Source organism: Streptomyces lichenis, from assembly GCF_023218175.1.
In the GTDB taxonomy this organism is placed as follows: Bacteria; Actinomycetota; Actinomycetes; order Streptomycetales; family Streptomycetaceae; genus Streptomyces; species Streptomyces lichenis.
Genome location: NZ_JALPTH010000001.1, coordinates 60172 through 86542, shown reverse-complemented (window position 1 = coordinate 86542; position 26371 = coordinate 60172). Strand labels below are relative to the sequence as shown.

Below are 26371 nucleotides of genomic sequence, written 5' to 3'. Positions count from 1 at the left end.
GCGGGCGGATGAGACCCGGAGGCCGGGGGCTACCGTCCGTACTCCCCGAACGGATCCGCACCTCCGCCCCCGGTGTCCGGCTCCCAGTCCCCGTACTCGTCGAACTCGTCCCGATCGCCGTCCCGCCCCGGCGTGCACTCGTATCCGGCGGTGGTGACCGGGCGGGCCTCGATGATCTCCCGGGCACGGTGCTCGCCGAGGCTGAGCGCGTACCAAGGCGTGTCCGCGGCGTCGAGGTCCCGCTCGATGTTCCGCAGCGCGCAGGAGCGCAACGGCTCGGGCAGCCGGTCCAGGGCGGGGGCGGCGTCGGCCGACAGGCTGTCGAGGTAGCCGATGTCGATGGTGCCGCTCCTCTCGTACCGCTGGACGTTCCGCTCGGCGACCAGCGCGTCCGGGGAGATCAGGCCGAAGCCGAGCACGAACACCGCCGCGCTCACCGCCACGGCCCGCGGCAGCGGGAGGCGCCGGGCACCGAGGGCGCCCGCCGCCATCACCAGGACGAGGACGACGCCCAGCCACAGCTCCACGGCGGCCACCGAGACCCGAAGCCGGGTGAGCCCGTAGGCGTCCACGTACAGATCCATCCGCCGCAGCGCCGAGGCGACCACCACCAGCGTCATCAGGCAGAGCGTGCCGAGCACCGCCCGGACCAGGGTGCGGTCGCGGGCCCCGCCGCGAGGCGCCCAGCGGACGGCCAGGGCGATGACGACCACGGTGAGCAGGGTGGCCCACAGCAGTTGCCAGAACCCCTGGCGGGCGTACTCGGCGTTGGTGAGGCCGGTCTCGCTGAGCACCCGGTCGTAGCCCCGGAGCAGCACCGCGAGTTGTACGGCGTTGAAGACCGCGAACAGCACCGTGAGCACGATGAGCGGAAACGCCCATTCCAAGCGGCTGCGCGGGCGGCCGGGGCTCGCCGGGAGCAGGTCCCAGCGCAGTGGCGCGGCGGCGGTACGGGCGGCGCACAGCGCCCCGATGAGGCCCCAGACGAAGAGCAGCACCCGCCAGGGCCCCTCCGTGACGGAGACGTCCGGCACCAGGGAGCCCACCAGGCCGGCGAAGGCCGCGTCCGCACCGGCGAACAGGGCGCCGAAGACGACGAGCAGGGCCAGCGCCACCCCGGTCGTCCGCAGGACGGGGCCGAGCGAGCCCCGCGCGGCGGCGCGCTTGCGTACCCCCTGCCACCCCCAGACGATCCCGGCGGGCAGCGAGTCGAAGAGGCCCAACGGGGCGAGGACGATGCCGCGCCAACTCCGGCTGCCGTGCAGGGCCAGCGCGCCGAGCCCGAAGGCGGCGGCGAGGGCGAGGAAGGTGGGCCAGCCCGCGTCGCGCAGCGCGGGCACGGTCAGCAGGGCGAGCCCGCCCAGGGCCCAGACGACCGTCCAGGGGCGGATCCGCCGTCCGGCGGCGACCGCGGCGAAGCCGGCGGCGAGGGCGGCCGGCACGGCGACGATCAGCAGGTTGAGCCCGATGCCCCCGTCGCCCAGGAGGAGGGCGCTGAGCAGACCGGTGGCGAGCACGGCGACCAGCGCCCCGGTCGGGACGGGGGCGGGAGGCCGCGGGCGTATCGGACTGGGTCCGCGCCGCGGCGGTTGCGGCGGCACCCGTACGTGGGTGGGAGCGCCGGTACGCGCCTGCGGCCGTCCCGTGTGCGCCCCCGGCGTGCCCGCCCGGCCGGCGGCCGACGCGCCCGCCGCCTGTACCGGGATAAGTGCCGCGTCCGGATCGGGCGCCGCACCCTTTGCCACAGCCACGCCCGAAGCCGTACCAGCCCCGGCACCGCCACCGGCCTCGCTACCGCCACCAGCCCCGGCCCCGCCACCGGCATCAGCCCCGCTCCCGCCACCGGCATCGGCTTCCGCACCGCCAGGGCGGCTGGCCCGCGGCGCGGGGACCGCGTCGGCCGGCTCGTCACCCTGGCCCTGGCCCTGACCCTGGCCCGGCCGCTCCGGTGGCGGCGGCGGTATGGACGGTGTATCGGACACGGGACCCCCTCCCGGCCGGCCGCGTGCCACCCGTCACGGGGCGGCCCGGACGGACCGGCTCCGGTGTCTGCTCAGCGCGGCCGTTGATGATCAAGGCGGCGGTGTGGCCGACAGGCTAGCCCGGAAACCGCCTGCCCCCGCCGCCGAGGCCGCGCTGTGGCAGGACCGTGACAGTCAGCCCGGCCATGCCGGTCGGACCGGTCCGACCGGCGCCCAGCACCCGGTATCCGGCACAAGGACCGACCGGCCCCTCCGGCGTCAGGCGCCGAGCACGCCGGTCGTGGCGGCCGTCAGCCAGTCCGGCAGCGTCTCGGTGCGCTCCAGCCAGGCGGCCGGCGGTGCGCCACCTGCCGCGGCCACCACTCCCCCGGCGATGGCGCAGGTGGTGTCGACGTCCCCGCCGGCCTGCGCCGTCGTCCAGAACATCCGCTCGTAGTCGCCCAGCGCCCGGGCGGCCGACCAGAGCGCGAAGGGCACCGTGTCGTGCGCGCTGGTGCGGCGGCCGCAGCCGAGCACCGCCGCCACCGTGCCGGCGTCCGCGTAGTCGAGCATGTCCCGGGCACGGCGGAGCCCGGCCCCGACCGCGCTGCGCGGCACCAGGGCCACGACACCGTCCAGCAGCTCCTCCGGGGTCGGAGGCCCCCCGGGACGGGCCGCCAGCGCCGCCGCGGCGGCCACCGCCATACAGCCGACGACCGCCTCGCGGTGCTGGTGGGTGGTGTACGAGGAGATCTCGGCCTGGTGCGTCGCCTGCTCGGGGTCGTCGGCGTACCAGGCACCGAGCGGGGCGATCCGCATCGCCGCTCCATTGCCCCACGAGCCCTGCCCGTTGAACAAGGCCGCGGCGAGTTCTCGCCAGTCCGTCCCCTCGCGGACCAGCCGGAGCATACGGTTGACCGCGGGGCCGTAGCCGCGGTCGAAGTCATGGTGCTCGGCGAAGGAGAGGGCCAGGGCGTCCTGGTCGACGCGGCCGTGCCGGGCGAGGACGGCGACGACCGAGCAGGCCATCTCGGTGTCGTCGGTCCACTGCCACCGCCCGGGCGGCAGCTCGCGTTGCTTCAGCAGCGGGTAGTGGGCCGGGACGAAGAACTGCGAGCCGAGGGCGTCGCCCACCGACAGCCCGCGCAGGCCGGCGAGCGCGCGCCCCAGCGGGTCGGGCGCGGAGGCCGGACCGGAGGCGGAGGAGGAGAAGGAGGAGGTGGGGGTGGGATGGTCGCCAGGGGTGCGGGGACCGTCCGTGGAGCGGGAAGAGGAGTCAGCCGTCATCGCACCGCCACTCTAACCGGTGGTCCCGTACGGCTCGGGCTCCCGCCACCGTTCGAACGGGCGGTCCAGCACGTACCGGCCGTCGGCGCCGAGCAGCAGCGTGCGCGTCTCCCCGTTCGAGGGGTTGCGCAGGCACTCGAACTCGTCGACCGTCCAGTGGAACCACCGCATGCAGAACAGCCGCATGGTCAGCCCATGGGTGACCAGCAGGACGTTCGGCGGGTGGTCGGGCTCGGCGAAGCTGCGGTACAGACTCTCCAGGAAGGCGCCGACCCGGTCGTACACATCGGCGCCGGACTCGCCCTGGGCGAAGCGGTAGAAGAAGTGCCCGTAGGCGTCGCGCCTCGTCTTCTGGCGGCGTACGTCGGCGGGGTCCTGCCAGTTGCCCCAGTCCTGCTCGCGCAGGCGCGGCTCCTCCCGTACCCGGGTCAGGGCCGGGTCGAGCCGGAGGGCCCGCAGGGTCTCGTGGGTGCGGCGGTAGGGCGAGACATAGACGCTGACCCGCTCCTCGCCGAAGGCCTCCCGCAGCCGCTCCCCCGCCGCTTCGGCCTGGCGCCGCCCCCGGTCGGTGAGCCTCAGCGCGTGGTCGGGCTCGCGCTCGTACACCGTGTCATCGGTGTTGCCCTCCGATTCGCCGTGCCGTACGAGGACGATGCGCCGCGGTCGTGCCATGCCCCGACGATAGGCCCCGTACGTGACGGATCCTGCCGGGGGGGTGCGCGTATCGCAGACCTACGGCGCCGTACCGAGCATCCGCCCGGCAGCAGCGCCGTACGGGGCGTCCGCCGGGCAGCCGAGTCACCCCGCGCTCACACCGTCCACGCCGTCTCCAGGTCGACCACGTCCCCGGTCAGCGCCGCCACATCGGCCTCGATCTGGGTGCGCAGCGCCAGCCGCTCCACCCGCTCGGCACGGTACTTGCCGTGCTCGGCCGCGGAGCGCCACATCGACAGCACCAGGAACTCGTGCCCCGGCGCCTCCCCGAACAGCCCGCGCAGCATCCCGGGCGAGCCGGCCATCGCCGGGTTCCACACCTTCTCCTGCATCAGCGCGTAGTGCTCGGCCCGCTCCTCGTGGATCCTGCTGTGCGCCACCCGCACCACGTCCGCGTCGGTGAAGCGCGGCTCGAACCCGGTCTTCACATCGAAGCGGTGCTCGAACAGCTTGGCCCGCGACCGGGTGTAGGTGCCGACCTGCGAGGCGGCGAGCCGGTCGTGGGAGCGGGCCATGAAGGAGTCGTAGAAGGGGCGGCTCTCCCAGAAGGCGAAGACATGGGCGACATCGGGGCGGGTCCGGCTCCAGCCGCCGCCCTGCCCGCGGAAGCCCGGCTCACCAGGCAGCCCCGCCCATTTCCGCTGCGCGCGTTCGAAACCTCGGCGGTCCACGACGGTGCAGCGCATCCACTTGACCAGCACCGCGCCATGGTAAGGCCCGGGAGATACCGGCTCCCGCACGATCCACCGCATGACACCATGGCAACGGCCCTGTCCACGGGGAGCGTTGGGGGCGGGGGGTTGACCGGGCGGCCGTGCGCGGAGGAACCGGTTCCGATGGCCGCAGACGAGAGGGGATGGCGTGACCAGCAGTCTCAACAAGGGTGTCGGCAAGGTGCAGGTGACACTCCGGTGGGACCCGAGCCCGGCCGGCGCGCCCGACCACGACCTCGACATCATCGCCGCGGTGTACCCCCAGGAGGACCCGCACGGCACGCCCGTCTACCTGGTGCACTTCGGCAGCCGCTCGCCGGACGGCACCATCACGCTGGACCGGGACAGCCGCACCGGCCAGGGGTTCGGCTCGGACGAGGTGATGACCCTGGAGCTGGAGCGGCTGTCGCCCGCCTACGGGCGGGTGGTGGTGGGCGTGGCCATCCAGCAGGGCGGCGGCCGGGTCGCCTTCGCCGATGTCGCGGGCGGGCAGGTGGCGGTCAAGGAGGGCTACCAGGAGCTGGACAACCTCCCCCTGGCCGACCTCGGCCCGGCCACCGCCGCGACGATCGCGGAGTTCACCCGTGCCGACGGCGGCACCGGCGGCTGGCGGTGGAGCCGCTCCCTGCGCGGCTTCGACGCCGACCCGCGCTCCTTCACGGAACTGATGGGCGGCGCCGCCGACTGACAGAGGAGGGCCGGCTGACAGAGAAGGGCGGGGGGACCGGCGTCCGCCGGTCCCCCCGATACAACGACGCCGATGGCGCGCGGAAGGTCCAAGGGCTGCGGTGGCCCTTGACGCAGCGTCCGTGGACTGTCAGTGCGGGCGCCTATGTTGGCGACCAGACAGCTTTCGAGCGAGGAGAGGGGCCTGGTGTGCGAAGCACATCGCATGGCGGGGATCTCGTCAGCGCCACCGGTCTGGCACTTGACGATCTACCGCTTGGCCCGTGGGCAGGCGCAGAGACCCCGTTCTGGGCATCCAGGACGGGCAAGGTCTGGCACGGGGACCCGGACTGCCACGCACTGCGTAGCCGGGCCCAGGAGGAGACATACATCCAGCCGGCCTCGGGCACCATGGCGGATCGCGTTTTCCCGAACCCGCTCCACTGCTCTCCCCCCGGTCCGCTGGGCGATCACCATCGATCCGCTCAAGCGCTCCTCGACTTCGATGCGCGCACGCGCGAAGCCGCAGTGCGCCTTGCGGAGCAGCATGTCGATATTTCCGCCTACAGCCATCTGCGCACGGGCCTCACGGAACGGGCGGATGACCGTGGAGGAGATCTGTCCCGTCACTGGGAGCGCTGCCAGGAGGAGCGTCGGACGCTGGTCAGCCGCCTGGAAGGCGAACTGGCCGGCCGGCTTCCTGTCATGCTGGCCGCCGCATGGGTCCTCAGCGGCAAGACGCCGCGCCAGCATCAGGACCGGTACGCAACCTTCCTGGATGTCGCCGAGGAGGAGTGCGACGCTCGAAACATCACCTCATGGCTTGGTGCGCGCGGCTACGCGAACCAGAACTTCCTGCCGAGTTGGCTGTCCGCAGTCGCTGCCGGGCAGGAGGCATCGCGTGTCTCTGAAAAGTTGGCCACCGAGGAAGTCGAACGCTCACGCACCTTTTCCCGAGACACCTCTGACGATTTCTACGAGCAAATACGGGAGGCGTGGCGGCTCATCGGAGAGGCATGGGCTCGCATGCTGGAGGGCCTCGTTCTGGCGCACCAGGGAGAGGCCCTGGCAATTTTCCACGAGCACCACGGCGGGCTTCCGTGGGGCGTGCACGACCTGCTCCAGGCGGTGTTCCCGGGCGCACGGCTCAGGACGACGGAGTTCTCCTGGCTGTGCGCACGCGTTCCCGCAATTTTTCGGCTGTTCTTGCGAGAGCGGGAGCCCGGACTCGCAGGGCTCATCCTGGCCGAAGAGCACGTCCACATGTACGGCCCCGACATGTGCGCCCTGTTCCTGCGAAACCTGGTGGTGGACCTGGACCGCTCCGAGCTCGCCGCGCATGTCCGGCAGGACGGCGGCTCCCCCTCCGGTGACCGATCGGAGAGCAGCAGTCTCCCCTCCGGGTTGCACGGGCGACTGCAGGGCTTCGGGACAGGTCTTGGCGACCGCGGCCTCACGGTCGACCAGATGCTGCCCGCACTGCGCGCCGCCCGCGAGGGACAGGCGCTCAGACCCAGGCGGCAGGCACGGAAACGCACCCGCGGATGAGAGCAGGTGGGAGGGCACCATAGTGCCCTCCCACCTGCTGCGTCCTGTGGGGCAGCGGCCTGGTCGGTCAGCCCCGTGTGACCCTCGTCAGCTGCAGCCGCTGGTGGAGCCGCAGCCCTCGCAGATGTAGCAGGAGCCGGCCCGCTGCATCTTGGTGCCGCAGGAGAAGCAGAGCGGCGCGTCCGCGCTGATGCCGAGCTGCATCTCGACCAGTTCCGCCGAGGTGTGGGCCTGCTTGCGCTCCGGGGTGTCCACCTGCCGCAGGGTGACGGGGGCGGCCGGGGCCTCCCGGTGGAGCGGGGCGGACTGGGCCAGGGCCTCGACGTCCACCTCGTCCTCGGAGGGCTCGTACGAGCCGGTCTCCAGGTGGCGCTGGCGCTCCTCGGCCGAGTGGATGCCGAGCGCCGAGCGGGTCTCGAAGGGCAGGAAGTCCAGCGCCAGGCGGCGGAAGATGTAGTCCACGATGGACTGCGCCATCCGCACGTCCGGGTCGTCCGTCATACCGGCCGGCTCGAAGCGCATGTTGGTGAACTTCGAGACGTAGGTCTCCAGCGGCACCCCGTACTGGAGGCCGACCGAGACGGCGATGGAGAAGGCGTCCATCATGCCGGCCAGGGTGGAGCCCTGCTTCGACATCTTCAGGAAGACCTCGCCCAGACCGTCGTCCGGGTAGGAGTTGGCGGTCATGTAGCCCTCGGCGCCGCCGACCGTGAAGGAGGTGGTGATGCCGGGGCGGCCCTTGGGCAGGCGCTTGCGGACCGGGCGGTACTCCACGACCTTCTCGACCGCGGCCCGGATCGTCTCCTCGGCCTTCTCGGTGACCTCGGCCTTCTCGGTGACCTCGGCCTTCTCCTGCTCCTTCTTCTTGGCGGAGAGCGGCTGGCCGACCTTGCAGTTGTCGCGGTAGATGGCCAGCGCCTTGACGCCCATCTTCCAGGCCTCGAAGTAGATCTCCTCGACCTCCTCGACGGTCGCCGACTCCGGCATGTTGACCGTCTTGGACAGGGCGCCGGAGATCCACGGCTGGATCGCGGCCATCATCCGGACGTGGCCCATCGCGGAGATGGACCGGTCGCCCATGGCGCAGTCGAACACCTCGTAGTGCTCCGGCTTGAGGCCGGGGGCGTCGACCACGTTGCCGTGCTCGGCGATGTGGGCGACGATCGCCTCGATCTGCTCCTCCTGGTAGCCCAGGCGGCGCAGGGCCTGCGGGACGGTGCCGTTGACGATCTGCATCGAGCCGCCGCCGACCAGCTTCTTGAACTTGACCAGCGCGAGGTCGGGCTCCAGGCCGGTGGTGTCGCAGGACATCGCCAGGCCGATGGTGCCGGTCGGGGCGATGACGGACGCCTGGGAGTTGCGGAACCCGTTCTTCTCGCCGAGCCGGATCACGTCCTGCCAGGCCTCCGTGGCGGCGGCCCAGACCGGGGTGTCCAGGTCGTCCACGCGGACGGCCTTGGTGTTGGCGTCGGCGTGCTGGAGCATGACCCGCTTGTGGGCGGTCGCGTTCAGCGCGTAGCCGTCGTACGGACCGACGACCGCGGCCAGCTCGGCCGAGCGCCGGTAGGAGGTGCCGGTCATCAGCGAGGTGATGGCACCGGCCAGCGCGCGGCCGCCGTCGGAGTCGTAGGCGTGGCCGGTGGCCATCAGCAGGGCGCCGAGGTTGGCGTAGCCGATGCCCAGCTGGCGGAAGGCGCGGGTGTTCTCGCCGATCTTCCGGGTGGGGAAGTCCGCGAAGCAGATGGAGATGTCCATCGCGGTGATGACCAGCTCGACGACCTTGGCGAAGCGCTCGGCCTCGAAGGACTGGTTGCCCTTGCCGTCGTCCTTGAGGAACTTCATCAGGTTCAGCGAGGCCAGGTTGCACGAGGTGTTGTCCAGGTGCATGTACTCGCTGCAGGGGTTCGAGCCGTTGATCCGGCCGGACTCCGGGCAGGTGTGCCAGTGGTTGATGGTGTCGTCGTACTGGATGCCGGGGTCGGCGCAGGCCCAGGCGGCCTCGGCCATCTTGCGGAAGAGCGACTTGGCGTCGACCTCCTCGATGACCTCGCCGGTCATCCGGGCGCGCAGCCCGAACTTCCCGCCCTCCTCGACGGCCTTCATGAAGGCGTCGTTGACCCGGACGGAGTTGTTGGCGTTCTGGTACTGGACGGACGTGATGTCGTCGCCGCCCAGGTCCATGTCGAAGCCCGCGTCGCGCAGGGCGCGGATCTTCTCCTCCTCGGTGACCTTGGTCTTGATGAAGTCCTCGATGTCGGGGTGGTCGACGTCCAGGATGACCATCTTGGCCGCCCGGCGGGTGGCGCCACCGGACTTGATCGTCCCGGCGGAGGCGTCGGCGCCGCGCATGAAGGAGACCGGGCCGGAGGCGTTGCCGCCGGAGGAGAGGAGCTCCTTGGAGGAGCGGATACGGGAGAGGTTCAGGCCGGCCCCGGAGCCACCCTTGAAGATCATGCCCTCTTCCTTGTACCAGTCGAGGATCGACTCCATGGAGTCGTCGACGGACAGGATGAAGCAGGCGGACACCTGCTGCGGCTGGGGCGTGCCGACGTTGAACCAGACCGGCGAGTTGAAGCTGAAGACCTGGTGCAGCAGGGCGTACGCCAGCTCGTGCTCGAAGGTCTCCGCGTCGGCGGGCGTGGCGAAGTAGCCGAAGTCCTCACCGGCCTTGCGGTACGTCTTCACGATCCGGTCGATGAGCTGCTTCAGACCGGTCTCGCGCTGCGGGGTGCCGACCGCGCCGCGGAAGTACTTGCTGGTGACGATGTTGACCGCGTTGACCGTCCAGAAGTCGGGGAACTCGACGCCCCGCTGCTCGAAGTTGACCGAGCCGTCCCGCCAGTTGGTCATGACGACGTCACGACGCTCCCAGACCACCTCGTCGTACGGATGCACACCGGGGGTCGTGTGGACGCGCTCGATACGCAGCCCCTTGCCGGCCTTCGAACCCTTCGTACGGGTCCCACGTGCCGGGCTGCTCGCCGTCTCTGTCATGCCGCCTCCCATATACGGGCAAAACACCCTGGACTGCCCGGAACTTCCCCGGGCGTCCCCTATCTGTCTGTCGTCACGGGCCCCGCTCGGGGTCCGCGACACGCATGTGTGCCGCTCCGCGGCCGCACCCGGCCGTGGACGGTCCCGCCGCCAAGGGGCCCCCACGGGCCCCGGCGACCTGGCGCCGAAGCACGTCGGCGGGCCGGTGGGCCGGGTCGGCGGCCGGTCAGCCGTGCGGGGCGGCCGGCCGCGCGCTCAGTCGGCGGCTTTGGCCGGTACGGGGACGCCGGCCGGCGTCTCCTTCCCGTCCTCGGCGCCGTCGGGCTGCCGCTCGCGGAGCTCCGCGATGGCCGCCTCGAAGTCCTCCAGTGAGTCGAACGCCCGGTACACGGACGCGAAGCGCAGGTACGCGACGAGGTCGAGTTCCTGGAGCGGTCCGAGTATGGCGAGCCCGACGTCGTGTGTGGTCAGCTCCGCGCTGCCGGTGGCGCGCACCGCCTCCTCGACCCGCTGGCCGAGCTGGGCCAGCGCGTCCTCGGTGACCGGGCGGCCCTGGCACGCCTTGCGCACCCCGGAGATGACCTTGGTGCGGCTGAAGGGCTCGGTGACCCCGCTCCGCTTGATCACCATCAGGGACGCGGTCTCCACCGTGGTGAAACGGCGGGAGCAGTCGGGACACTGGCGGCGGCGCCGGATGGACGTCCCGTCGTCGGTGGTGCGACTGTCCACGACCCGACTGTCGGGGTGCCTGCAGAAGGGGCAGTGCATGGTCCCAACCCTCCCTCACAGCACGACTCGACAGCCCCGCCGCAGGCTCGGGACGAGCCCTGCGGGGCAGCCACCAGCATAGGCGATCGCCAGAGCCCCGGAAGCCCCGGGACCACTACTTCTGGGTGACCGGAGCAATCCAACCACTAGATCTAGGGTCTACCCCGTTCGCGACACGCGCCTTGCGGTACGGATGGCAGGCGAGCGGCACGGGGAACCAGGGGCCGGCCCGAGCCTACGGGAACCACGGCGGCCGCCCGCACCCGGCCACCCGCCGGGTCCCCGGGCAGCGCCGGCCACCCGCCCGGGGCGGCGGCCGCCCGGGCGGCTACGGTGAAGCCCGGCGGGCGTCGCACCGACGGCGACGGCCGTGCGCCGCCCTGGCGACGCGCGGCGGAGCGACGGCGGTGGACCTCGCACCGCCCGGCGACGTGTGGACGTCCGTGCGATCACCTCTGCACGGCGATCGCACATACACCTCGCCAGCCGCACTGGTAAGCCAATTCGCGATTTTTCACTCGAACGTGTGTTTGGCGCAACCTTTCGAAAGCAACTACCGTTGTCCAGCTAGGGAGACCATTCGAGAGGGGCTGACGTGACCACCACCGCAGACAGTGCCGCCACCATCACCGCCCAGGCCGCACCGGACCGCTCGCCCGGCCGCTTCGAACCGGTGCGCGCCGTCGGCGACCCGGGTACGAGTCCGGAGGGCGCCAAGCCCGCGCGCTCCCTCCCTGGCCGCCCCCCAGGCATCAGGGCCGACAGCTCCGGGCTCACCGAGCGGCAGCGGCGGGTGATCGAGGTGATCCGGGATTCCGTCCAGCGCCGGGGTTACCCGCCGTCGATGCGGGAGATCGGCCAGGCGGTGGGCCTCTCCAGCACCTCCTCCGTGGCGCACCAGCTCATGGCGCTGGAGCGGAAGGGCTTCCTGCGCCGGGACCCGCACCGCCCCCGGGCGTACGAGGTCCGCGGCTCCGACCAGCCCAGCAGCCAGCCCACCGACACCACCGGCAAGCCCGCCGCCTCCTATGTCCCGCTCGTCGGCCGGATCGCGGCCGGTGGGCCCATCCTGGCCGAGGAGTCGGTGGAGGACGTCTTCCCCCTCCCCCGGCAGCTGGTCGGAGACGGCGAGCTCTTCGTCCTCAAGGTCGTCGGTGACTCGATGATCGAGGCCGCCATCTGCGACGGCGACTGGGTCACCGTCCGTCGTCAGCCGGTCGCGGAGAACGGCGACATCGTGGCCGCGATGCTGGACGGCGAGGCCACGGTCAAGCGCTTCAAGCGGGAGGACGGCCATGTCTGGCTGCTTCCGCACAACGCCGCCTACCAGCCCATCCCCGGCGACGAGGCCACCATCCTGGGCAAGGTGGTCGCCGTGCTCCGGCGCGTGTGAGGGCTCCCGGCGCGTGCGAAGGCTCCCGGCGGATGTGAGGCTCCCGGGCCTCGCACCGCAGGCTCCCGCCTCCTCCACCGTCGGCTCCGACCGGGCCCCGGAACCCACTGCGCCGGTTCCGGGGCCCGCCCCTGTCCGGCGACCGGTCAGCCGGTGCCGTCTCCCGCGCGGGCGGCCGCGTCGATGGCGGCGAGGGAGCGGCGGACCTGGTTGCGGTCCGTGGTGTACCAGAAGTCGGGCAGTGAGGCGCGGAGGTAGCTTCCGTAGCGGGCCGTCGCCAGCCGCGGGTCCAGCACGGCGACCACGCCCCGGTCCCCGGTCGCCCGCACCAGCCGCCCGGCCCCCTGGGCCATCAGCAGGGCGGCATGGGTGGCGGCCACGGCCATGAAGCCGTTCCCCCCGGCCTCCTCCACGGCCTTCTGCCGGGCGCTCATCAGCGGGTCGTCGGGGCGGGGGAACGGAATGCGGTCCATGACCACCAGCTGGCAGCTGGCGCCCGGGACGTCCACGCCCTGCCACAGCGAGAGGGTGCCGAACAGGCAGGTCTCCGCGTCGGCCGAGAAGTTCTTGATCAGCTCTCCGAGGGTGTCCTCGCCCTGGAGCAGGATCGGCTTGTCCAACCGGCCGCGCAGCTCCTCCGCCGCCGCCTGCGCGGCCCGCATCGAGGAGAAGAGGCCGAGCGTACGGCCCCCGGCGGCCTCGACCAGCTCCGCCAGCTCGTCCAGCATGTCCCCGCGGCCGCCCTCGCGACCGGGGGTGGCCAGGTGCCGGGCCACATAGAGGATGCCCTGCTTGCGGTAGTCGAACGGCGAGCCGACGTCGATGCCGCGCCAGGACGGAAGCTCCTCGTCCGCCGTACCGACCGTGCCCTCCGGGGGCAGCCCCAGCGACGCCCCCACCCCGTTGAAGTCGCCGCCCAGCTTGAGGGTGGCCGAGGTCAGCACCACCGAGCGGTCGGAGAACAGCTTCTCGCGCAGCAGACCGGAGACGGAGAGCGGCGCCACCCGCAGCGAGGCGCCGAACCGGTCGTGCCGCTCGTACCAGACCACGTCGTACTCGGAGCCCTGGGTGATGCGCTCGGCCACGTCGTGGACGTTCTGCACCGAGGCCATGGCCTGCTTGCGGACCGCGTCCTCGTCCTGCACCGACCGGTCGCGGGTGCTGCCCAGGGCCGAGATGACCGTACGGGCCGCGTCACGCAGCGCCGCCAGCGCGTAACCGAGGTCCTCCGGGACCTCCTCCAGCCGCCCCGGCAGGGCCAGCTCCATCAGCCGCTCGAACCCTTCGGAGGCGGTCTGGAGCTGGTCCGCCGCCTTCTCGTCCACCAGCTTGGCCGCCCGGCGCACGGCCCGGTTGACCTGCCCGGGGGTGAGCTCGCCGGTGGCGGCCCCGGTGACCCGGGAGACCAGCTCATGCGCCTCGTCCACGATCAGCACCTCGTGCGACGGCAGGACCGGGGCGCCCTCGATCGCGTCGATCGCCAGCAGCGCGTGGTTGGTGACCACCACATCGGACAGCTTGGCCCGCTCGCGCGCCGCCTCGGCGAAGCACTCCGCGCCATAGGCGCACTTCGAGGCGCCGAGGCACTCTCGGGAGGAGACGGACACCTGGGCCCAGGCCCGGTCCGAGACACCCGGCGTCAGATCGTCCCGGTCGCCCGTCTCCGTGTCGTCGGACCAGTCCCGCAGCCGCAGCAGGTCCTGCCCCAGCTTGCTGGAGGGCGCGGCGGCCTCGAACTGGTCGAACAGCCCCTCCTCCTCGTCCTGCGGCATGCCCTCGTGCAGCCGGTGCAGGCACAGGTAGTTCGACCGGCCTTTGAGCATGGCGAACTCGGCCCGGCGCCGCAGCAGCGGATGGAGCGCCTCCACCGTGCGCGGCAGATCGCGCTCGACCAGCTGCCGCTGGAGGGCCAGCGTGGCGGTGGCGACCACCACCCGCTCCCCGTGGGCCAGGGCCGGCACCACGTACCCCAGGGACTTGCCGGTACCCGTGCCGGCCTGGACCAGCAGATGGGAGCCGTCGTCGATGGCCTGGGTGACAGCCTCGGCCATGGCGGTCTGGCCAGGCCGCTCCACGCCGCCGACGGCGGTCACGGCGGCGTGCAGGAGCTCGGGGAGGGATGGCTTCGTCATAGCCCGTCCACCCTACGGGGCACCACCGACAACGGGTGGCCGGGCAACCGGATCACCCGCCGGACGACGGTCGGGCAACGGCCGGACCCGGTCACTTCCAGGCGGAAGTGACCGGGTCCGAAAGGCCGGCCGGTGTCCGCACTCAGTCGCGGGCCGCCAGCGGGTTGGGGACGGTGCCGTGCACGGCGGCGTGCGGGCGCTGCGGGCGGTCGCGGTAGCCGTCCAGGTGCAACCGGTTCCGGTTGAGGCAGAGGCGGTCGATCCGGGGGGTGAGCAGGTCGAACAGCTCGTAGCGGTCGGCGAGCTCCGGGAAGCGGCCTTGGTAGCGCAGCACTTCCGCCCGGACGAGTGACCAGAAGTCCGCCTCGGCGAAGTCCAGTTGCTCCTCGCACAGCGGCGCGAGATAGCGGAAGACGCCGACGAACAGCCCGGAGTGGATGAACTGCGGCAGGAAGTCCGGCTCCTCGGTGAGCAGCACGGCCTTCACGTCCTCGGGCATCGAGTCGTGCTCCGGCAGCACCGCCGCGCTGACGTTGACGTCGTCCACGAAGTCCTTGATCGCCAGCCGGACGGGGATGTCGTGCTCGTCGAAGACGACGATGGCGTTCTCCCCGTGCGGGGAGAAGACGGTGCCGTAGCGGTAGAGGAAGTGGAGCAGCGGCGGCAGCAGCGCGCCGAAGAGCCGTCGCAGCCACTCCCCCGGCTCCAGCCCGGAGCGGGCGACCAGTTCGGCGGTGAACGCCCGGCCGTCGGGGTCGGTGTGGAGCAGGGCCGCGAGGGTGCGGGCGCGTTCCCCGGGCGGCAGCCGCAGCGGCTCCCGCCAGATGGCGCCGAGCAGCTCCCGGTACTGGTACGGGACTTCCGGCAGCCGGTCGTAGAGCGGGTGCTCGACGGTGACCGAGGCCACCTCGCCGAGCAGCACCACCCGGCACTCCTCGGTCAGGAACGGGTCGCCGTCGCGCAGCGCGTGCACCCAGGCGGTGACCGCCGGCGCGGCGAGGGTGCGTTCGGTGGGCAGCCCGCGCCACACCAGGGTGTTGAGGATGGACAGCGGCAGCTTGACCGTGTGCCGGTCCGGGTCGCTGAGGTTGAGGAAGGTCCGGATCGACTGCTGGGGCAGCCGCAGGGCGTTGTCAGTGGGGAGTGGCACGATGAGGTTGTCGGCGATGGCGGGGGCGTAGAGGGGCACCACCACCTCGTCCCACTGCCAGGGATGCACGGGGAGGAGGAGGTAGTCCGCGGGGTCCAGACCGCGGGCGCGCAGTTCGGCGGTGAAGGTCTCACGGATGCCGTCGCCCAGTTCACCGGAGTAGAGGTCGTCGGGGGTGGAGAGCGTGGAGATACCGCGGTAGGTGGCCAGCGTCCTGCTGACCGCGATCCAGGGCAGGGTGACGGGGGTCCGGGCCTCCGGTGCCCAGGTGGCCGCCTGGGTGGCGGAGAAGCCGACCCGGCCCTTGTTGAGCACGATCCAGGGGTGGCCGGTCTGGTGCCCTTCCAGTTCGGCGTAGCCGAGGTCGGCGAGTCGCCCGACGGTCAGTGCGGTGTGTTCGAGCCGGGCGTCGGCCGAGAGAGTGGCGGTCAGCTCACGGACGAGGTGTCCGAGGGTGGCTCCGTCCAGGTCGAGCGTGCCGCGCGCCCTGACCAGGAAGTCCAGCGGATCGGTGTACGGGGTGGTGGCACCGCCGTCCGGATCGGTGCGGGTGATCGAGTCGGCGTCCACCCGCCAGCTGCCGTAGGCGGTCCGGCGGGCGTGGAAGCCGATCCGGGAGCCGTCGTCCAGCCCGAGGGCGTACGCGCGGCCGGAGCCGTCGGCCCCCGCGGCCGTGTCCGGTGCCGGGCCGTCCACGGGCACCGGCTCGATGATCTCCTCGTAGGCGAACTCTCCGAGGGTCTTGGCCAGCAGCCGGCGTGAGGCGCTCAGCCAGGTGGAGGCCCGCAGCTCGGCGGGGGCGGACAGTATCGCGGCGCCGGACGGCGACGAGGCGGCGGGAGCGCCCGCGTGGGAAGCGGAGCCCGGCGGGGCGGAGGCCGGGGAAGCGGCGGCAGCAGGGGCGGCCGGGGACGGAGGGGCACTGGGAAGAGGAGAAGAGGACGGGGAGACGGGGCGCACGCCGGTGGGAGGCGGTGGCGTGGACGGGCCGGCGGCAGCGGAGGGAGTGTCGGGAGCCCGGGAGACGGCGGGCTCCGTGGAGTCGTGGGTGGCAGGGGACTTCGGCACAGGGACTCCTCAGGGTGGGACCGATGCGGATCGAGCGAGCGGTGGACGCACGGCAGCGGGCGGCTTCAGAGCAGGTGCCGCAGGGACCGTTCGCTGACCATGAGGGCCGCTCGCTTGTCAGGAAGATCGAGTTCGGCGGAGTAGCGGTAGCCGGCGCTGAGAAAGGCGGAGACGGAAGGGGTGTTGCGCAGATCGGGCTCCGCGACGACCCGGGTGCAGGCGGGCCGGTGGTCCAGGACGAGATCGGTCACCGCTCTCAGCAGGGCGGTGCCCACCCCCCTCCCCCGGTGGGCGGCGCCTCCCATGAGGAGGTGGACGCCGGTGTCGTGCTCGCGGGCCGGATACGCCGAAGCCAGCGGGTCGAGATCGGCCCGGTAGATCTCGAAGTAGCTCATGGGGACACCGTCGAGGACCCCCAGGCAGGGCACGCTGCGGCCGTCGCCGTCGAGTTGGGGAAGAAGGTGGTCGGCGGTGACCGACTCGGGGCCGGCGAGCTCCCAGAAGGCGGCGACGGCGGGCTCGTTCATCCACTCGGCGATCATCGCCAGATCCCGGTCGAGCCGTACGGGAACCAGCCGGAAGCGGCCGACGGTGGTGGCGACCGGACCCCAGCCTTCGATGTCGCCGACCAGCTCACCGCCCCGATCGCCACCCCGTACCGGCCGGGCTTCGCCACCGGCGGCGGAGGCGATCTCGCCACCGGTGCCGGAGACGGCCGCGGCCCGGTCATCGGCGGCGGGGTCGGCCGCGGCCCCGTACCCCCCGCCGCCCTCGGCCGTCCCCCGGACCACGCTGCCCGCGACATCCGCACTGCTCCGACCGCCTGGACCCGGGACGGCGGCCCCGGGCGCTGCCCCGCCCCGATGGCCTCCGGGTGCCGAGACCGGGCCGGGGCCGGGGGCCGGTGCCCGCCTGGCGCCGAACAGCGCCTCCGCCTCGGGGCTGGTGCCTATGTCGGCGTCGCGGCCCGGGTGGGCCCCGGGGTCGGGGGGAGGCATGGTGGCGCTCCTCTCAGCAGTACGGGTCTGCGCTGTTCCGGTGGGGGGTGTGCGTACGGGGGAGGTGAGGTCGGTCCGGCGGCGGGGAGTTCGGGAGGAGGCCTCCTCTCAGGCGTACGGGCGGACGTACGGGTCAGGCGTACGGGTCAGTCGCGCGAGCCAGGTGTACGGCTCAGTCATGCAGGGGGTTGCCGATGGTGACGTAGACGGACTGGGTGTCCACCGGTCCGACGAGTTCGTCCAGGCCGTGCAGGCGGGTGAGGAGGTTCGCCTTGCAGCGCAGGGTGCGGCTCTCCAGGAGCCGGGCCGGCAGGGGCGAGCCGAGTCCGGCGGACTGGTGGAGGAACTGCCGGAAGGCGGCGAGGAGAAGGCGCTCGTCGGCGAGGCCCTGCGCGCCGAAGGCGCCGATCAGCCCGAGGACGTTGTTGATGCCGAGATAGTAGGCGAAGCGCTCGTCGGTGACCTCGTCGGAGACGAAGGTGTCACTGGCGGTGCCGATGCCGGGAAGGCGGCGCTCCAGTGCCTCGCGGTGGGAGTTCCGGAAGTAGTAGCCCTGGTTGTCCCGGTAGCGGCCGCCGCAGGGCCAGCCGTCCGGGTCGAGCAGGACCAGGGTGTTCTGCTGGTGCGCCTCCAGGGCGACCCCCGCCGTACCGTCCAGCCACAGCACCGGGCGCACCACCTGGTCGAGGTAGCGGAGGAACCACTCCTCCGCCACGGCTCCGGTGGTCCGGCCGGTGCGGGCGGCAAGCCGGGAGACGGCGACGTCCAGCCGGGAGCGCATCCGGTCCTGCCCGGGCCAGGGGCGGGGAGCGGTGAGGGAGGCGATGCAGACGGCGTCGTCGCCGTAGCCGAAGGGGTTGTGGCGGATCATCAGGTCGAGGCCCGCGACGGGCTCGCCGGCGGGGGTGTCCACGCCGAGCCAGGCGGGGTCGCGCACGATGTCGAAGCCGGGGTGCGCGGCCCGCCACTGCTCGGACAGCCCGGTGCCGAGCAGCCGGTGCACCTCCACGCCCCGGTGGAGCTCCTTGCGGAGGTTCTCCCGGCGGGAGTTGGTGATCCGTACGCCCAGCGACAGCTTGAGCATGGCGGGGGCGCCGGGGCGGTGGACGGTGCGGATGGAGGAGGTGGGGTGCCAGGGCGCGCCGTACGGGCCGAGGGCCGTCAGCAGCCCGGCGGAGACCAGTGCGGCGACCTCGGGGCGGCCCAGTACCTCGCGGGCCTGCCAGGGGTGCACGGGCAGGGCGGCCGTGCCGTCCGGCAGCGCCGGCCCGTCGGCGAGGTCGGCGGTGATCCGTTCGGCGGGCACGGTCCGCCCCTGCTCGGTCCAGGCCGAGTCGGCGGCGAGCACGGACCGGTCGACGGCCAGCCAGTGCAGCGGGAAGGAGCCGTGCAGCTCCGGCGAGTAGAGCCGGGCCTCCGAGTCGGACAGCCCTTCGCGGCTCTTGGGCGTCGGGTGCAGCGGGTGGCCGAGGAGCAGGGCCTGCTCGGCGGTGAGGAAGAGGTCGGCCTCGGGGCGGACCTCGGGGCGGGCGCGCTGGTGGGTGATGAAGTCGGCGGTGCGGCGGACCGAGTCGGCGACCCGCCCGACCAGGTCGGCGCCATCGCCGGAGGGCGTACCCCCGCCGGGGGCGGCCCCGGGGGCGGACTCCCGGCCCAGGAGCGCGGCGACGGTCACCGCGTCGACGGGCGGCGCGGCGGGCGGGGCGCCTTCGAGGAGGGGGGATCCGAAGCGGTGCCAGCCGGTCGGGGACCAGTAGCGCACGGGGACCAGCAGTGCCGTACCGCTGGCGTCCAGCGGGACCCGGAGGGTGCGGCCGTCGGGGCGGGCCAGGCCGCTCTCCCGTACCCAGCACCGCAACAGGTTCTCGGTGGCGGCGGTGTCGGCGGCCCGGCCCGCGTCCGGGTGGTCGAGGGGGTCGGCGTCCTCCAGGCACTCCTCGCCCCGGTTCGCTTCCCGGTCGGTGTTCCTCGGGTCGGCTGCCGGCTCGGTGCAGGGGCAGGCTCCGTCGGGTGCCGCCGTCCCGCCGCCGGGCAGGGCGTCATAGGCCCCGTGGGGCTGGCGCGGCACGGTGGTGGACTCGACCGCGGCCGCACACCCCGAAGCGTGTGGGGATCCCGCGGCATGAGGGTTCACGGTCAGCGGTGTGTCGTGGTGTGGGTGGGTGGGACGGCCGTCGGCGCCGGCCGCGTCGGGTACGGGGGTGGGGTTCACGGTGTGGCGCTTTCTGGTGAGTGGGGGCGGACGTCAGCCGAGTACGGCCGGGTCGTCCGGGTGCGGTGCGGCGCGCTCCGCGGCGGCCAGGGCGTCGGCGAAGCGGTCGAGGACGGCTTCCGCCTGTTCGTCGGTGAGGGTGAGCGGGGGCAGCAGGCGGACGACGGCGTTGCGGCGGCCGCCGAGTTCGACGATGAGGCCCCGCCGGAGGCATTCGCGCCGGACGGCGGCCGCGAGCCGGGGGTCGGCGGGCGGGGCGCCGGTGTCCCCGGCCGGCGCACCGCCGTCCGGTGCGGAGTCCCGGCCCGGCCGGACAGGTGCTCCGGACGAGTGGGGCGAGACCAGCTCGACGCCGATCATCAGCCCTCGGCCGCGGACGTCACCGACGCAGGGGTGGGCGGCGGCGAGGCTCTGGAGCCGGGCCAGCATCCGGGCGCCGAGGGTGGCGGCGCGCTCGGCGAGGCGGTTCTCCCGGACGTAGGCGAGGGTGGCGGCGCCGGCGGCCATGGCGAGCTGGTTGCCGCGGAAGGTCCCGGCGTGGGCACCCGGGCGCCACTGGTCGAGCGAGGAGCGGTAGACGATCACGGCCAGCGGAAGGGATCCGCCGATGGCCTTCGACATGATCACCACATCGGGGACGATACCGCTGTGCTCGACCGCCCAGAAGGTCCCGGTGCGCCCGACGCCGGTCTGCACCTCGTCGGCGATCAGCGGAACGGAGCGGTCCGCGGTGAGCGCCCGCATCCGGCGCATCCACCCGTCGGGGGCGGGGATCACCCCGCCCTCGCCCTGCACCGGTTCGAGGATCATCCCGGCCGGCGCGGGGACACCGGCCTTGGGGTCGTCGAGCAGGTTCTCCACCCAGCGGGCGGCGAGTTCGGCGCCCCGCTCGCCGCCGGTGCCGAACGGGCAGCGGTAGTCGTACGGGTAGGGCAGCCGGGTCACCCGGACGTCCGGGGCGCCCCCGGAGGCGGCGAGCGCTCCGGCGGTCATGCCGTGGTGGGCCCCGGTGAAGGCCAGCAGCCCGCCGCAGCCGGTGGCCGTACGGACCAGGGTGAGCGCCGCCTCGACGGCGTCCGTGCCGGCCGGGCCGCAGAACTGCACCCGGGCGTCGTCGGCGAGTCCGGCCGGGAGGGTGGCGAACAGCTCGGTGGTGAAGGCGTCCTTGACCGGGGTGGCCAGGTCCGGCACATGGAGCGGGGCGCCGGAGTCGATGACCTTCTTGATGGCCTCCAGCACCACCGGGTGGTTGTGGCCTAGGGCGAGGGTGCCGGCCCCGGAGAGGCAGTCCAGATAGCGGCGGCCGTCCGCGCCCTCGATGGTGAGCCCGCGGGCGCGCACCGGGACGATCGGCAGCGACCGGGCGTAGGTCCGGGCGGCCGACTCCCTCAGCGCCTGCCGGCGCAGGATGCCCTCGTGTACGGACGTGGGTGCCACCGGTGTGTGGGTCAGGGCCACGGCTCTCGTCCTCCCGGTCACGGTCGCGCTGCGCGCGGGATCGAAGCGCGCACGGAGCCGGCCGCCGGTGCCGGCGCGGTGCGCATGGGTGTGTCGGCGTCCGCCGCGGAGGGCGGTGAGACGCCGTCCTCAGGCCCCCCTACGTACCAACGACCACCTCCGTTCAGGAACACGGCTCCGATGAAGATCATCGACCACGGACCGGATACCCGCGACCGCCGTCTCTTGCACCCGAGTTGAGTCCTCGTCAGCGGGAGATCAACGGGAGCCGCCGCACCGCACGGACGGCGGCCCGCTTCCGCGCCTACCCGCGGTCGCGGCCCGTCAGAGCCCCTCGGACGCCCAGTTCGCCGGGTTGGCCGCCGCCTTGGACGGAACCGCGGCCCTCCCGGAAGCCGTCCCCTCCGGCACGGCATAGTGGGGGCCGCACTCCGGTGCCGTACGTCCTGCCGTCCCCGTGCCGCCGCACGTACGCCGAGCCGTTTCCCGAACCCGAACCCGAAGTTCCCTGGGGGATCACGACATGCGACCGATACGTCCGCTGCTCACCGCGGCCGGTGCCGCCGCGGTGCTGGCGCTCACCGCCACCGCCTGCGGGCCCGGCGAGGACAACGCGGGCGGCGAGCCGTCCGCTTCCGCCACGCGGACCGCGAGCTCCGGGTCCGACGGCTTCACCATCCCGGAGGACCTCAAGGGCCGGCTCAAGGAGCACGGCATCGACATCGACAAGTGGCGCGACGGCGAGTGGAAGAACTGGGACCAGGACCGCTGGCTGCGTGAGGCCAAGGACTACGTCAACCCGATCATCGAGGACCTGTGGGACCCGGACCGGATGCGGGAGGCGGAGGAGCCGCAGCGCCCGGTGGACGAGGGCGACATCTCCGGTGACGAGGCGGTGACCGACCCGGAGCCCGCACCGGTGGAGGCGCAGGCGGTGCGGAGTCCGTACCACTCGGCCTCGCCGGCCTCCGGCAAGGTGCTGTTCGACGGCCCGCAGGGGTCGATGGTCTGCTCGGCGACCGTGGTGAAGGACCCGGCCAACCCCGGCAAGTCCAACCTGGTGTGGACGGCCGGCCACTGCGTGCACGCGGGCAAGGACGGCGGCTGGTACCGCAACATCGCCTTCGTCCCCTCGTACAACGACTCCGGCGAGTCGGCGGCACAGCTGGAGGACGCGAACCGCGAGGAGATCGCGCCGTACGGCGTGTGGTGGGGCGACTGGGCGCAGACCTCCGAGCAGTGGATCGACCAGGGCGCCAGCACCGGCGGCCAGGGCGCCCCGTACGACTACGCGGTCATCCATGTGACCCCGGAGAAGGGCGGCGACGGCACGTCCCTGGAGGAGACGGTGGGTACGGCGCTGCCGGTGGAGTTCGCGGCTCCGGCGGCGGCCGAGGCGGGCAGCCTCCAGGCCACCGGCTACCCGGCCGCGCCGCCGTTCGACGGGCAGCGGATGTTCCAGTGCCAGGGTGAGCCGGGCCGGCTGTCCATCGAGGCGGACCAGCCCACCATGTACCGGATCGGCTGCACGATGACCGGTGGGGCCTCCGGCGGCGGCTGGGTCGGCACCGGCCGCGACGGCAAGCCGGCGCTGGTGTCCAACACCTCCATCGGCCCGGTCACCGGCGGCTGGCTGGCCGGCCCCCGCCTGGACCAGGGCGCCAAGGGCGTCTACGAGGCGGTCAGCCGCAAGTTCGCCGGCCGCTGACGCGGGAGCCGGCCGCCGTTCCCGTAGGCGTACGGGCGGCGCCGGCGGGCGGAACAGGCGCAAGGCCCGCCTCCCGGTCGGATGACCGGGAGGCGGGCCTTCGGGGCCGCGAGGCCTGTGGAATCAGCGCGTCGTCAGTGCACCGTGGGCACATAGGGCGCGAGGAGCGCGGCGAGTTCCTCGTGCACCCGGGCCTTGAGGTGGGTGCCCTCCGGGGTGTGCTCCTCGGAGAGGACCTCACCCTCGGCGTGCACCCGGGAGACCAGCGCCCCCTCGGTGTACGGCACCAGCACCTCGATCCCGACCTGCGGCCGGGGCAGCTCGGCGTCGATCAGCGCGAGCAGCTCCTCGATACCGGCGCTGGTGCGCGCCGAGACCGCGATGGCGTTGCGCTCGATCCTCAGCAGCCGCTGGAGCTCGACCGGATCGGCCGCGTCCGCCTTGTTGATCACCACGATCTCCGGCACGTCGGTCGCGCCGACGTCGCGGATCACCTCGCGCACGGCCGCCAGCTGCTCCTCCGGGGCCGGGTGCGAGCCGTCCACCACATGCAGGATCAGGTCGGAGTCACCGACCTCCTCCATGGTGGAGCGGAACGCCTCGACCAGGTGGTGCGGCAGGTGCCGCACAAAGCCGACGGTGTCGGCCAGGGTGTACAGCCGCCCGCTGGGCGTCTCGGCCCGGCGCACGGTCGGGTCCAGGGTGGCGAACAGGGCGTTCTCCACCAGGACACCGGCCCCGGTCAGCCGGTTGAGCAGCGAGGACTTGCCGGCGTTGGTGTATCCGGCGATGGCGACCGAGGGGACCTTGTTGCGGCGGCGCTCCTGCCGCTTGATGTCGCGGCCGGTCTTCATCTCCGCGATCTCCCGGCGCATCTTCGCCATCTTCTCGCGGATCCGCCGCCGGTCGGTCTCGATCTTGGTCTCACCGGGACCGCGGGTGGCCATGCCGCCACCGCCGCCGCCACCCATCTGCCGGGACAGCGACTGACCCCAGCCGCGCAGCCGCGGCAGCATGTACTGCATCTGCGCGAGCGCGACCTGCGCCTTGCCCTCACGGCTCTTGGCGTGCTGGGCGAAGATGTCCAGGATCAGCGCGGTCCGGTCGACCACCTTCACCTTGACGACGTCTTCGAGGTGGATGAGCTGGCCGGGGCTGAGCTCACCGTCGCAGACGACGGTGTCGGCGCCGGTCTCCAGCACGATGTCCCGCAGCTCGTCGGCCTTGCCCGAGCCGATGTAGGTGGCCGGGTCCGGCTTGTCGCGGCGCTGGATGACGCCGTCGAGCACCACGGCTCCCGCGGTCTCGGCGAGCGCGGCCAGCTCCGCGAGGGAGTTCTCCGCGTCCCGGGCCGTACCGGTGGTCCAGACGCCGACCAGCACCACGCGCTCCAGGCGCAGCTGGCGGTACTCGACCTCGGTCACGTCCTCCAGCTCGGTGGACAGACCGGCCACCCGGCGGAGGGCGGCGCGGTCGGACCGGTCGAACTGGTCGCCGTCACGCTCCCCGTCGTGTCCGTGGCTCCAGGCGACGTCCTCTTCCATCAGGGCATCGGCCCGGCGGCCTTCGGTGCGGCTGGTGTCCGCGAGGTTCTGCGTGTCCTGGGAAGGGGATGAAGAGGAGGTCATTGGATCCTTTACCTGGTCGGGGATACGGATGGCTCGGCTGGGCCGGGCCTGGCGGAACGGTGCCGGGAGCCGCCGACGGTCCTCGGCGGTCGTACACCGTCACCGTCACAACGCGTGACGCACCCGGATGATTCCCGGCGAGGAGCGAGTCCCTGGGCCGTGCGCCTGGCGACCGGTCCGGGCCTGGTCCGGGCCGCCCGGCAGTGCCGGCCGACGCGTCGATCGTCCCATGAGCCGCCCGGCCCCGTCACCGCCTTTTCCACCGTACGGCGCCGGGGGCGGGGGCGGGTCCCCCCGCCCCCGGCGAGGGGTCAGCGTTTCCCGGCGAGCGGGGCCGTGCGGTGGTGCGGGTGGCCCGGCGCCCCGGCCGTCTCCCCCGCCCCCGGCTGCGCGGCCTTGACCGGCGCGGCGGCACGCCACTCCGGGTGACCGGGCATGGGCGGCGTCTTCTCGCCGTACAGCCAGCCGTGCAGGAAGCCGCCGAGGTCCCGGCCGGCCACCTCCGAGGCGAGCCGGACGAAGTCGTCGGTGCTCGCCGTGCCGTGCGCGTGGTCGGTCACCCAGCGCCGCTCCAGCCGCTCGAAGGCGGCGGTGCCGATCTCCTGGCGCAGCGCGTACAGCACCAGCGCGCTGCCGTCGTAGACCACCGGCCGGAACAGGCTGATCTGCTGGCCCGCGGCGGGCGGCCGGGGCGCGGCCGGCGGGCCGCCCGCCGTGCGCCAGCCGTCCGACTCCGCGTACGCCTGGCGCATCCGGGTGGTCATGGCGACCCCCTTCTCCTCCTCGGCCCACTGCATCTCGTACCAGGTGGCGTGGCCCTCGTTCAGCCAGAGGTCGGCCCAGCGGCGCGGCGAGACGCTGTTGCCGAACCAGTGGTGGGCGAGCTCATGCACCATGATCGACTCGATGTACCAGTCGGGCAGCCCGGACTCGGTGAAGAGCGAGCGCTCGAAGAGGGAGAGCGTCTGGGTCTCCAGCTGGAAGCCGGTGTCGGCGGAGGCGATGAGCACCCCGTACGTCTCGAAGGGGTAGCGGCCGGCCTTCCGCTCCATCCACTCCAGATGGGACGGGGTCCGCTTCAGCCAGGGCGTCATCAGCGGGACGTCGGCGGTGGGGACGACATCGCGTACCGGCAGTCCGCGCGGTCCGATGCGCTCCAGCACGGCGGAGCGGCCGATGGAGACCTGGGCCAGCTCGGTGGCCATCGGCTCGGCGGCGCGGTAGAGCCAGGTCCGGGTGTTCCCGCTGAGCACCGAGCCGATCCGGCGCCCGTTGGCCACCACGGTGAGGTCCTTGGGGGCGGTGACGTGGAAGGTGAACGGGGCCTTGTCGGAGGGGTGGTCGTTGCTCGGGAAGACCCGGCGCGCGGCGTCGGCCTGGTTGGCCATGGCCAGCCCGTCGACGGTGCGCACCCAGCCGCCGGCGCCCCGCGGACCGGTCGGGTCGCTGCTGTGGGCGACGGTGATCCGCACCCGGTCGCCCGCCTCCAGTACGCGGTCGGGGTCGACGACCAGGTCCTCCCCGCTGCGGACGAACGCGGCCGGCCGCCCGTCCACCGCGACCGACCGGACGGTGCCGTGGGTGTAGTCGAGGTTGATCCTCTCCAGCCGGTCGGTGACCCGGGCGTCGACGGTGGTGACGGCGGGCAGCGGCTTGGTGTTGTCGCCGCCGTAGGTGAAGGCCAGGTCGTAGGCGAGGACGTCGTACCCCGGGTTTCCCAGGTGCGGGAAGAGCGGGTCGCCGATGCCCAGCGGCTCGGGGGCGGGCGCGGCGGCCGCCAGCAGCCCGCCGGAGGCGAGGACGGCCAGCGCGACCCGGGTGAGGCGTGAGGTACGTGGGGAGCGAGGGGTACGTGAGGCGGACGGGGTGCCGCGGCGGGCCCGGAAGGGCGGTGTGAGGGACATGGGCAACCGCTACCAGGGCTTCACTCCCCGGCCGGGACGGCGCGCGCCCCGCGCACCCGAACGGCCGCC

General features: G+C 73.0%; 17 protein-coding genes. 4 read left to right on the top strand and 13 right to left on the bottom strand.

Annotation, left to right across the window (positions count from 1 at the left end; all coding sequences use genetic code 11):
* Nucleotides 1–29 precede the first annotated feature (29 nt).
* The 4 genes from M1O15_RS00340 to M1O15_RS00325 all read right to left on the bottom strand — a co-directional run bounded on the left by M1O15_RS00340 (nt 30) and on the right by M1O15_RS00325 (nt 4663).
* Nucleotides 30–1964, bottom strand: a complete 1935-nt coding sequence (locus M1O15_RS00340) for a DUF4153 domain-containing protein (protein ID WP_443735614.1) — start codon at nt 1962–1964, stop codon at nt 30–32.
* A 276-nt stretch (nt 1965–2240) separates the two neighbouring features.
* Entirely contained in the window at nt 2241–3248 is a 1008-nt protein-coding gene (locus M1O15_RS00335; RefSeq protein ID WP_248631086.1) for an ADP-ribosylglycohydrolase family protein, read from the bottom strand.
* A gap of 12 nt (nt 3249–3260) precedes the next feature.
* Entirely contained in the window at nt 3261–3920 is a 660-nt protein-coding gene (locus M1O15_RS00330) for a histidine phosphatase family protein (RefSeq protein WP_248631085.1), read from the bottom strand.
* 137 nt (nt 3921–4057) lie between these two features.
* Nucleotides 4058–4663, bottom strand: coding sequence for a YdbC family protein (locus M1O15_RS00325; RefSeq protein WP_248631084.1), 606 nt, complete (start codon nt 4661–4663; stop codon nt 4058–4060).
* A gap of 160 nt (nt 4664–4823) precedes the next feature.
* Here M1O15_RS00325 and M1O15_RS00320 point away from each other — a divergent pair, with 160 nt between their 5' ends.
* Nucleotides 4824–5363, top strand: coding sequence for a TerD family protein (locus M1O15_RS00320; RefSeq protein ID WP_248631083.1), 540 nt, complete (start codon nt 4824–4826; stop codon nt 5361–5363).
* A 188-nt stretch (nt 5364–5551) separates the two neighbouring features.
* Complete coding sequence (locus M1O15_RS00315) at nt 5552–6889, top strand: hypothetical protein (RefSeq protein WP_248631082.1); 1338 nt, start codon at nt 5552–5554, stop codon at nt 6887–6889.
* Nucleotides 6890–6976: 87 nt separating this feature from the next.
* Here the strand turns inward: M1O15_RS00315 and M1O15_RS00310 are convergent, their stop codons facing one another.
* Both M1O15_RS00310 and nrdR read right to left on the bottom strand, forming a co-directional pair.
* Nucleotides 6977–9883 carry a vitamin B12-dependent ribonucleotide reductase gene (locus M1O15_RS00310; RefSeq protein ID WP_248631081.1) on the bottom strand — a complete coding sequence of 969 codons (2907 nt, stop codon included), beginning with the start codon at nt 9881–9883 and terminating at the stop codon, nt 6977–6979.
* Between the two features lie 255 nt (nt 9884–10138).
* Nucleotides 10139–10651, bottom strand: coding sequence for a transcriptional regulator NrdR (nrdR, locus tag M1O15_RS00305; protein ID WP_248631080.1), 513 nt, complete (start codon nt 10649–10651; stop codon nt 10139–10141).
* A gap of 595 nt (nt 10652–11246) precedes the next feature.
* On the opposite strand from nrdR, the gene lexA reads away from it, so the two are divergent.
* Nucleotides 11247–12044: a transcriptional repressor LexA gene (gene lexA, locus M1O15_RS00300; protein WP_248631079.1), complete on the top strand. Its 798-nt coding sequence runs from the start codon at nt 11247–11249 to the stop codon at nt 12042–12044.
* A 146-nt stretch (nt 12045–12190) separates the two neighbouring features.
* Here lexA and M1O15_RS00295 read toward each other — a convergent pair whose 3' ends face one another.
* The 5 genes from M1O15_RS00295 to M1O15_RS00275 form a co-directional block, all read right to left on the bottom strand.
* Nucleotides 12191–14176 (bottom strand): ATP-dependent DNA helicase, encoded by a 1986-nt coding sequence (locus M1O15_RS00295; protein WP_248631078.1) that lies wholly within the window; start codon nt 14174–14176, stop codon nt 12191–12193.
* A 142-nt stretch (nt 14177–14318) separates the two neighbouring features.
* The gene (locus tag M1O15_RS00290; RefSeq protein ID WP_248631327.1) at nt 14319–16136 is read right to left on the bottom strand and encodes an IucA/IucC family protein; all 1818 of its coding nucleotides are present in this window, start codon (nt 16134–16136) and stop codon (nt 14319–14321) included.
* 323 nt (nt 16137–16459) lie between these two features.
* Nucleotides 16460–17392 (bottom strand): GNAT family N-acetyltransferase, encoded by a 933-nt coding sequence (locus tag M1O15_RS00285; RefSeq protein ID WP_248631077.1) that lies wholly within the window; start codon nt 17390–17392, stop codon nt 16460–16462.
* Nucleotides 17393–17564: 172 nt separating this feature from the next.
* Nucleotides 17565–19604 carry an IucA/IucC family protein gene (locus M1O15_RS00280; protein ID WP_248631076.1) on the bottom strand — a complete coding sequence of 680 codons (2040 nt, stop codon included), beginning with the start codon at nt 19602–19604 and terminating at the stop codon, nt 17565–17567.
* 33 nt (nt 19605–19637) lie between these two features.
* The gene (locus tag M1O15_RS00275; protein WP_248631075.1) at nt 19638–21062 is read right to left on the bottom strand and encodes a diaminobutyrate--2-oxoglutarate transaminase family protein; all 1425 of its coding nucleotides are present in this window, start codon (nt 21060–21062) and stop codon (nt 19638–19640) included.
* A 523-nt stretch (nt 21063–21585) separates the two neighbouring features.
* Between M1O15_RS00275 and M1O15_RS00270 the strand changes: the two genes are divergently transcribed.
* Nucleotides 21586–22770: a trypsin-like serine peptidase gene (locus M1O15_RS00270; protein WP_248631074.1), complete on the top strand. Its 1185-nt coding sequence runs from the start codon at nt 21586–21588 to the stop codon at nt 22768–22770.
* Nucleotides 22771–22904: 134 nt separating this feature from the next.
* Here the strand turns inward: M1O15_RS00270 and hflX are convergent, their stop codons facing one another.
* Both hflX and M1O15_RS00260 read right to left on the bottom strand, forming a co-directional pair.
* Entirely contained in the window at nt 22905–24398 is a 1494-nt protein-coding gene (gene hflX, locus M1O15_RS00265; protein ID WP_248631073.1) for a GTPase HflX, read from the bottom strand.
* A 311-nt stretch (nt 24399–24709) separates the two neighbouring features.
* Nucleotides 24710–26302, bottom strand: a complete 1593-nt coding sequence (locus M1O15_RS00260) for a M1 family metallopeptidase (protein WP_248631072.1) — start codon at nt 26300–26302, stop codon at nt 24710–24712.
* Nucleotides 26303–26371: the final 69 nt, after the last annotated feature.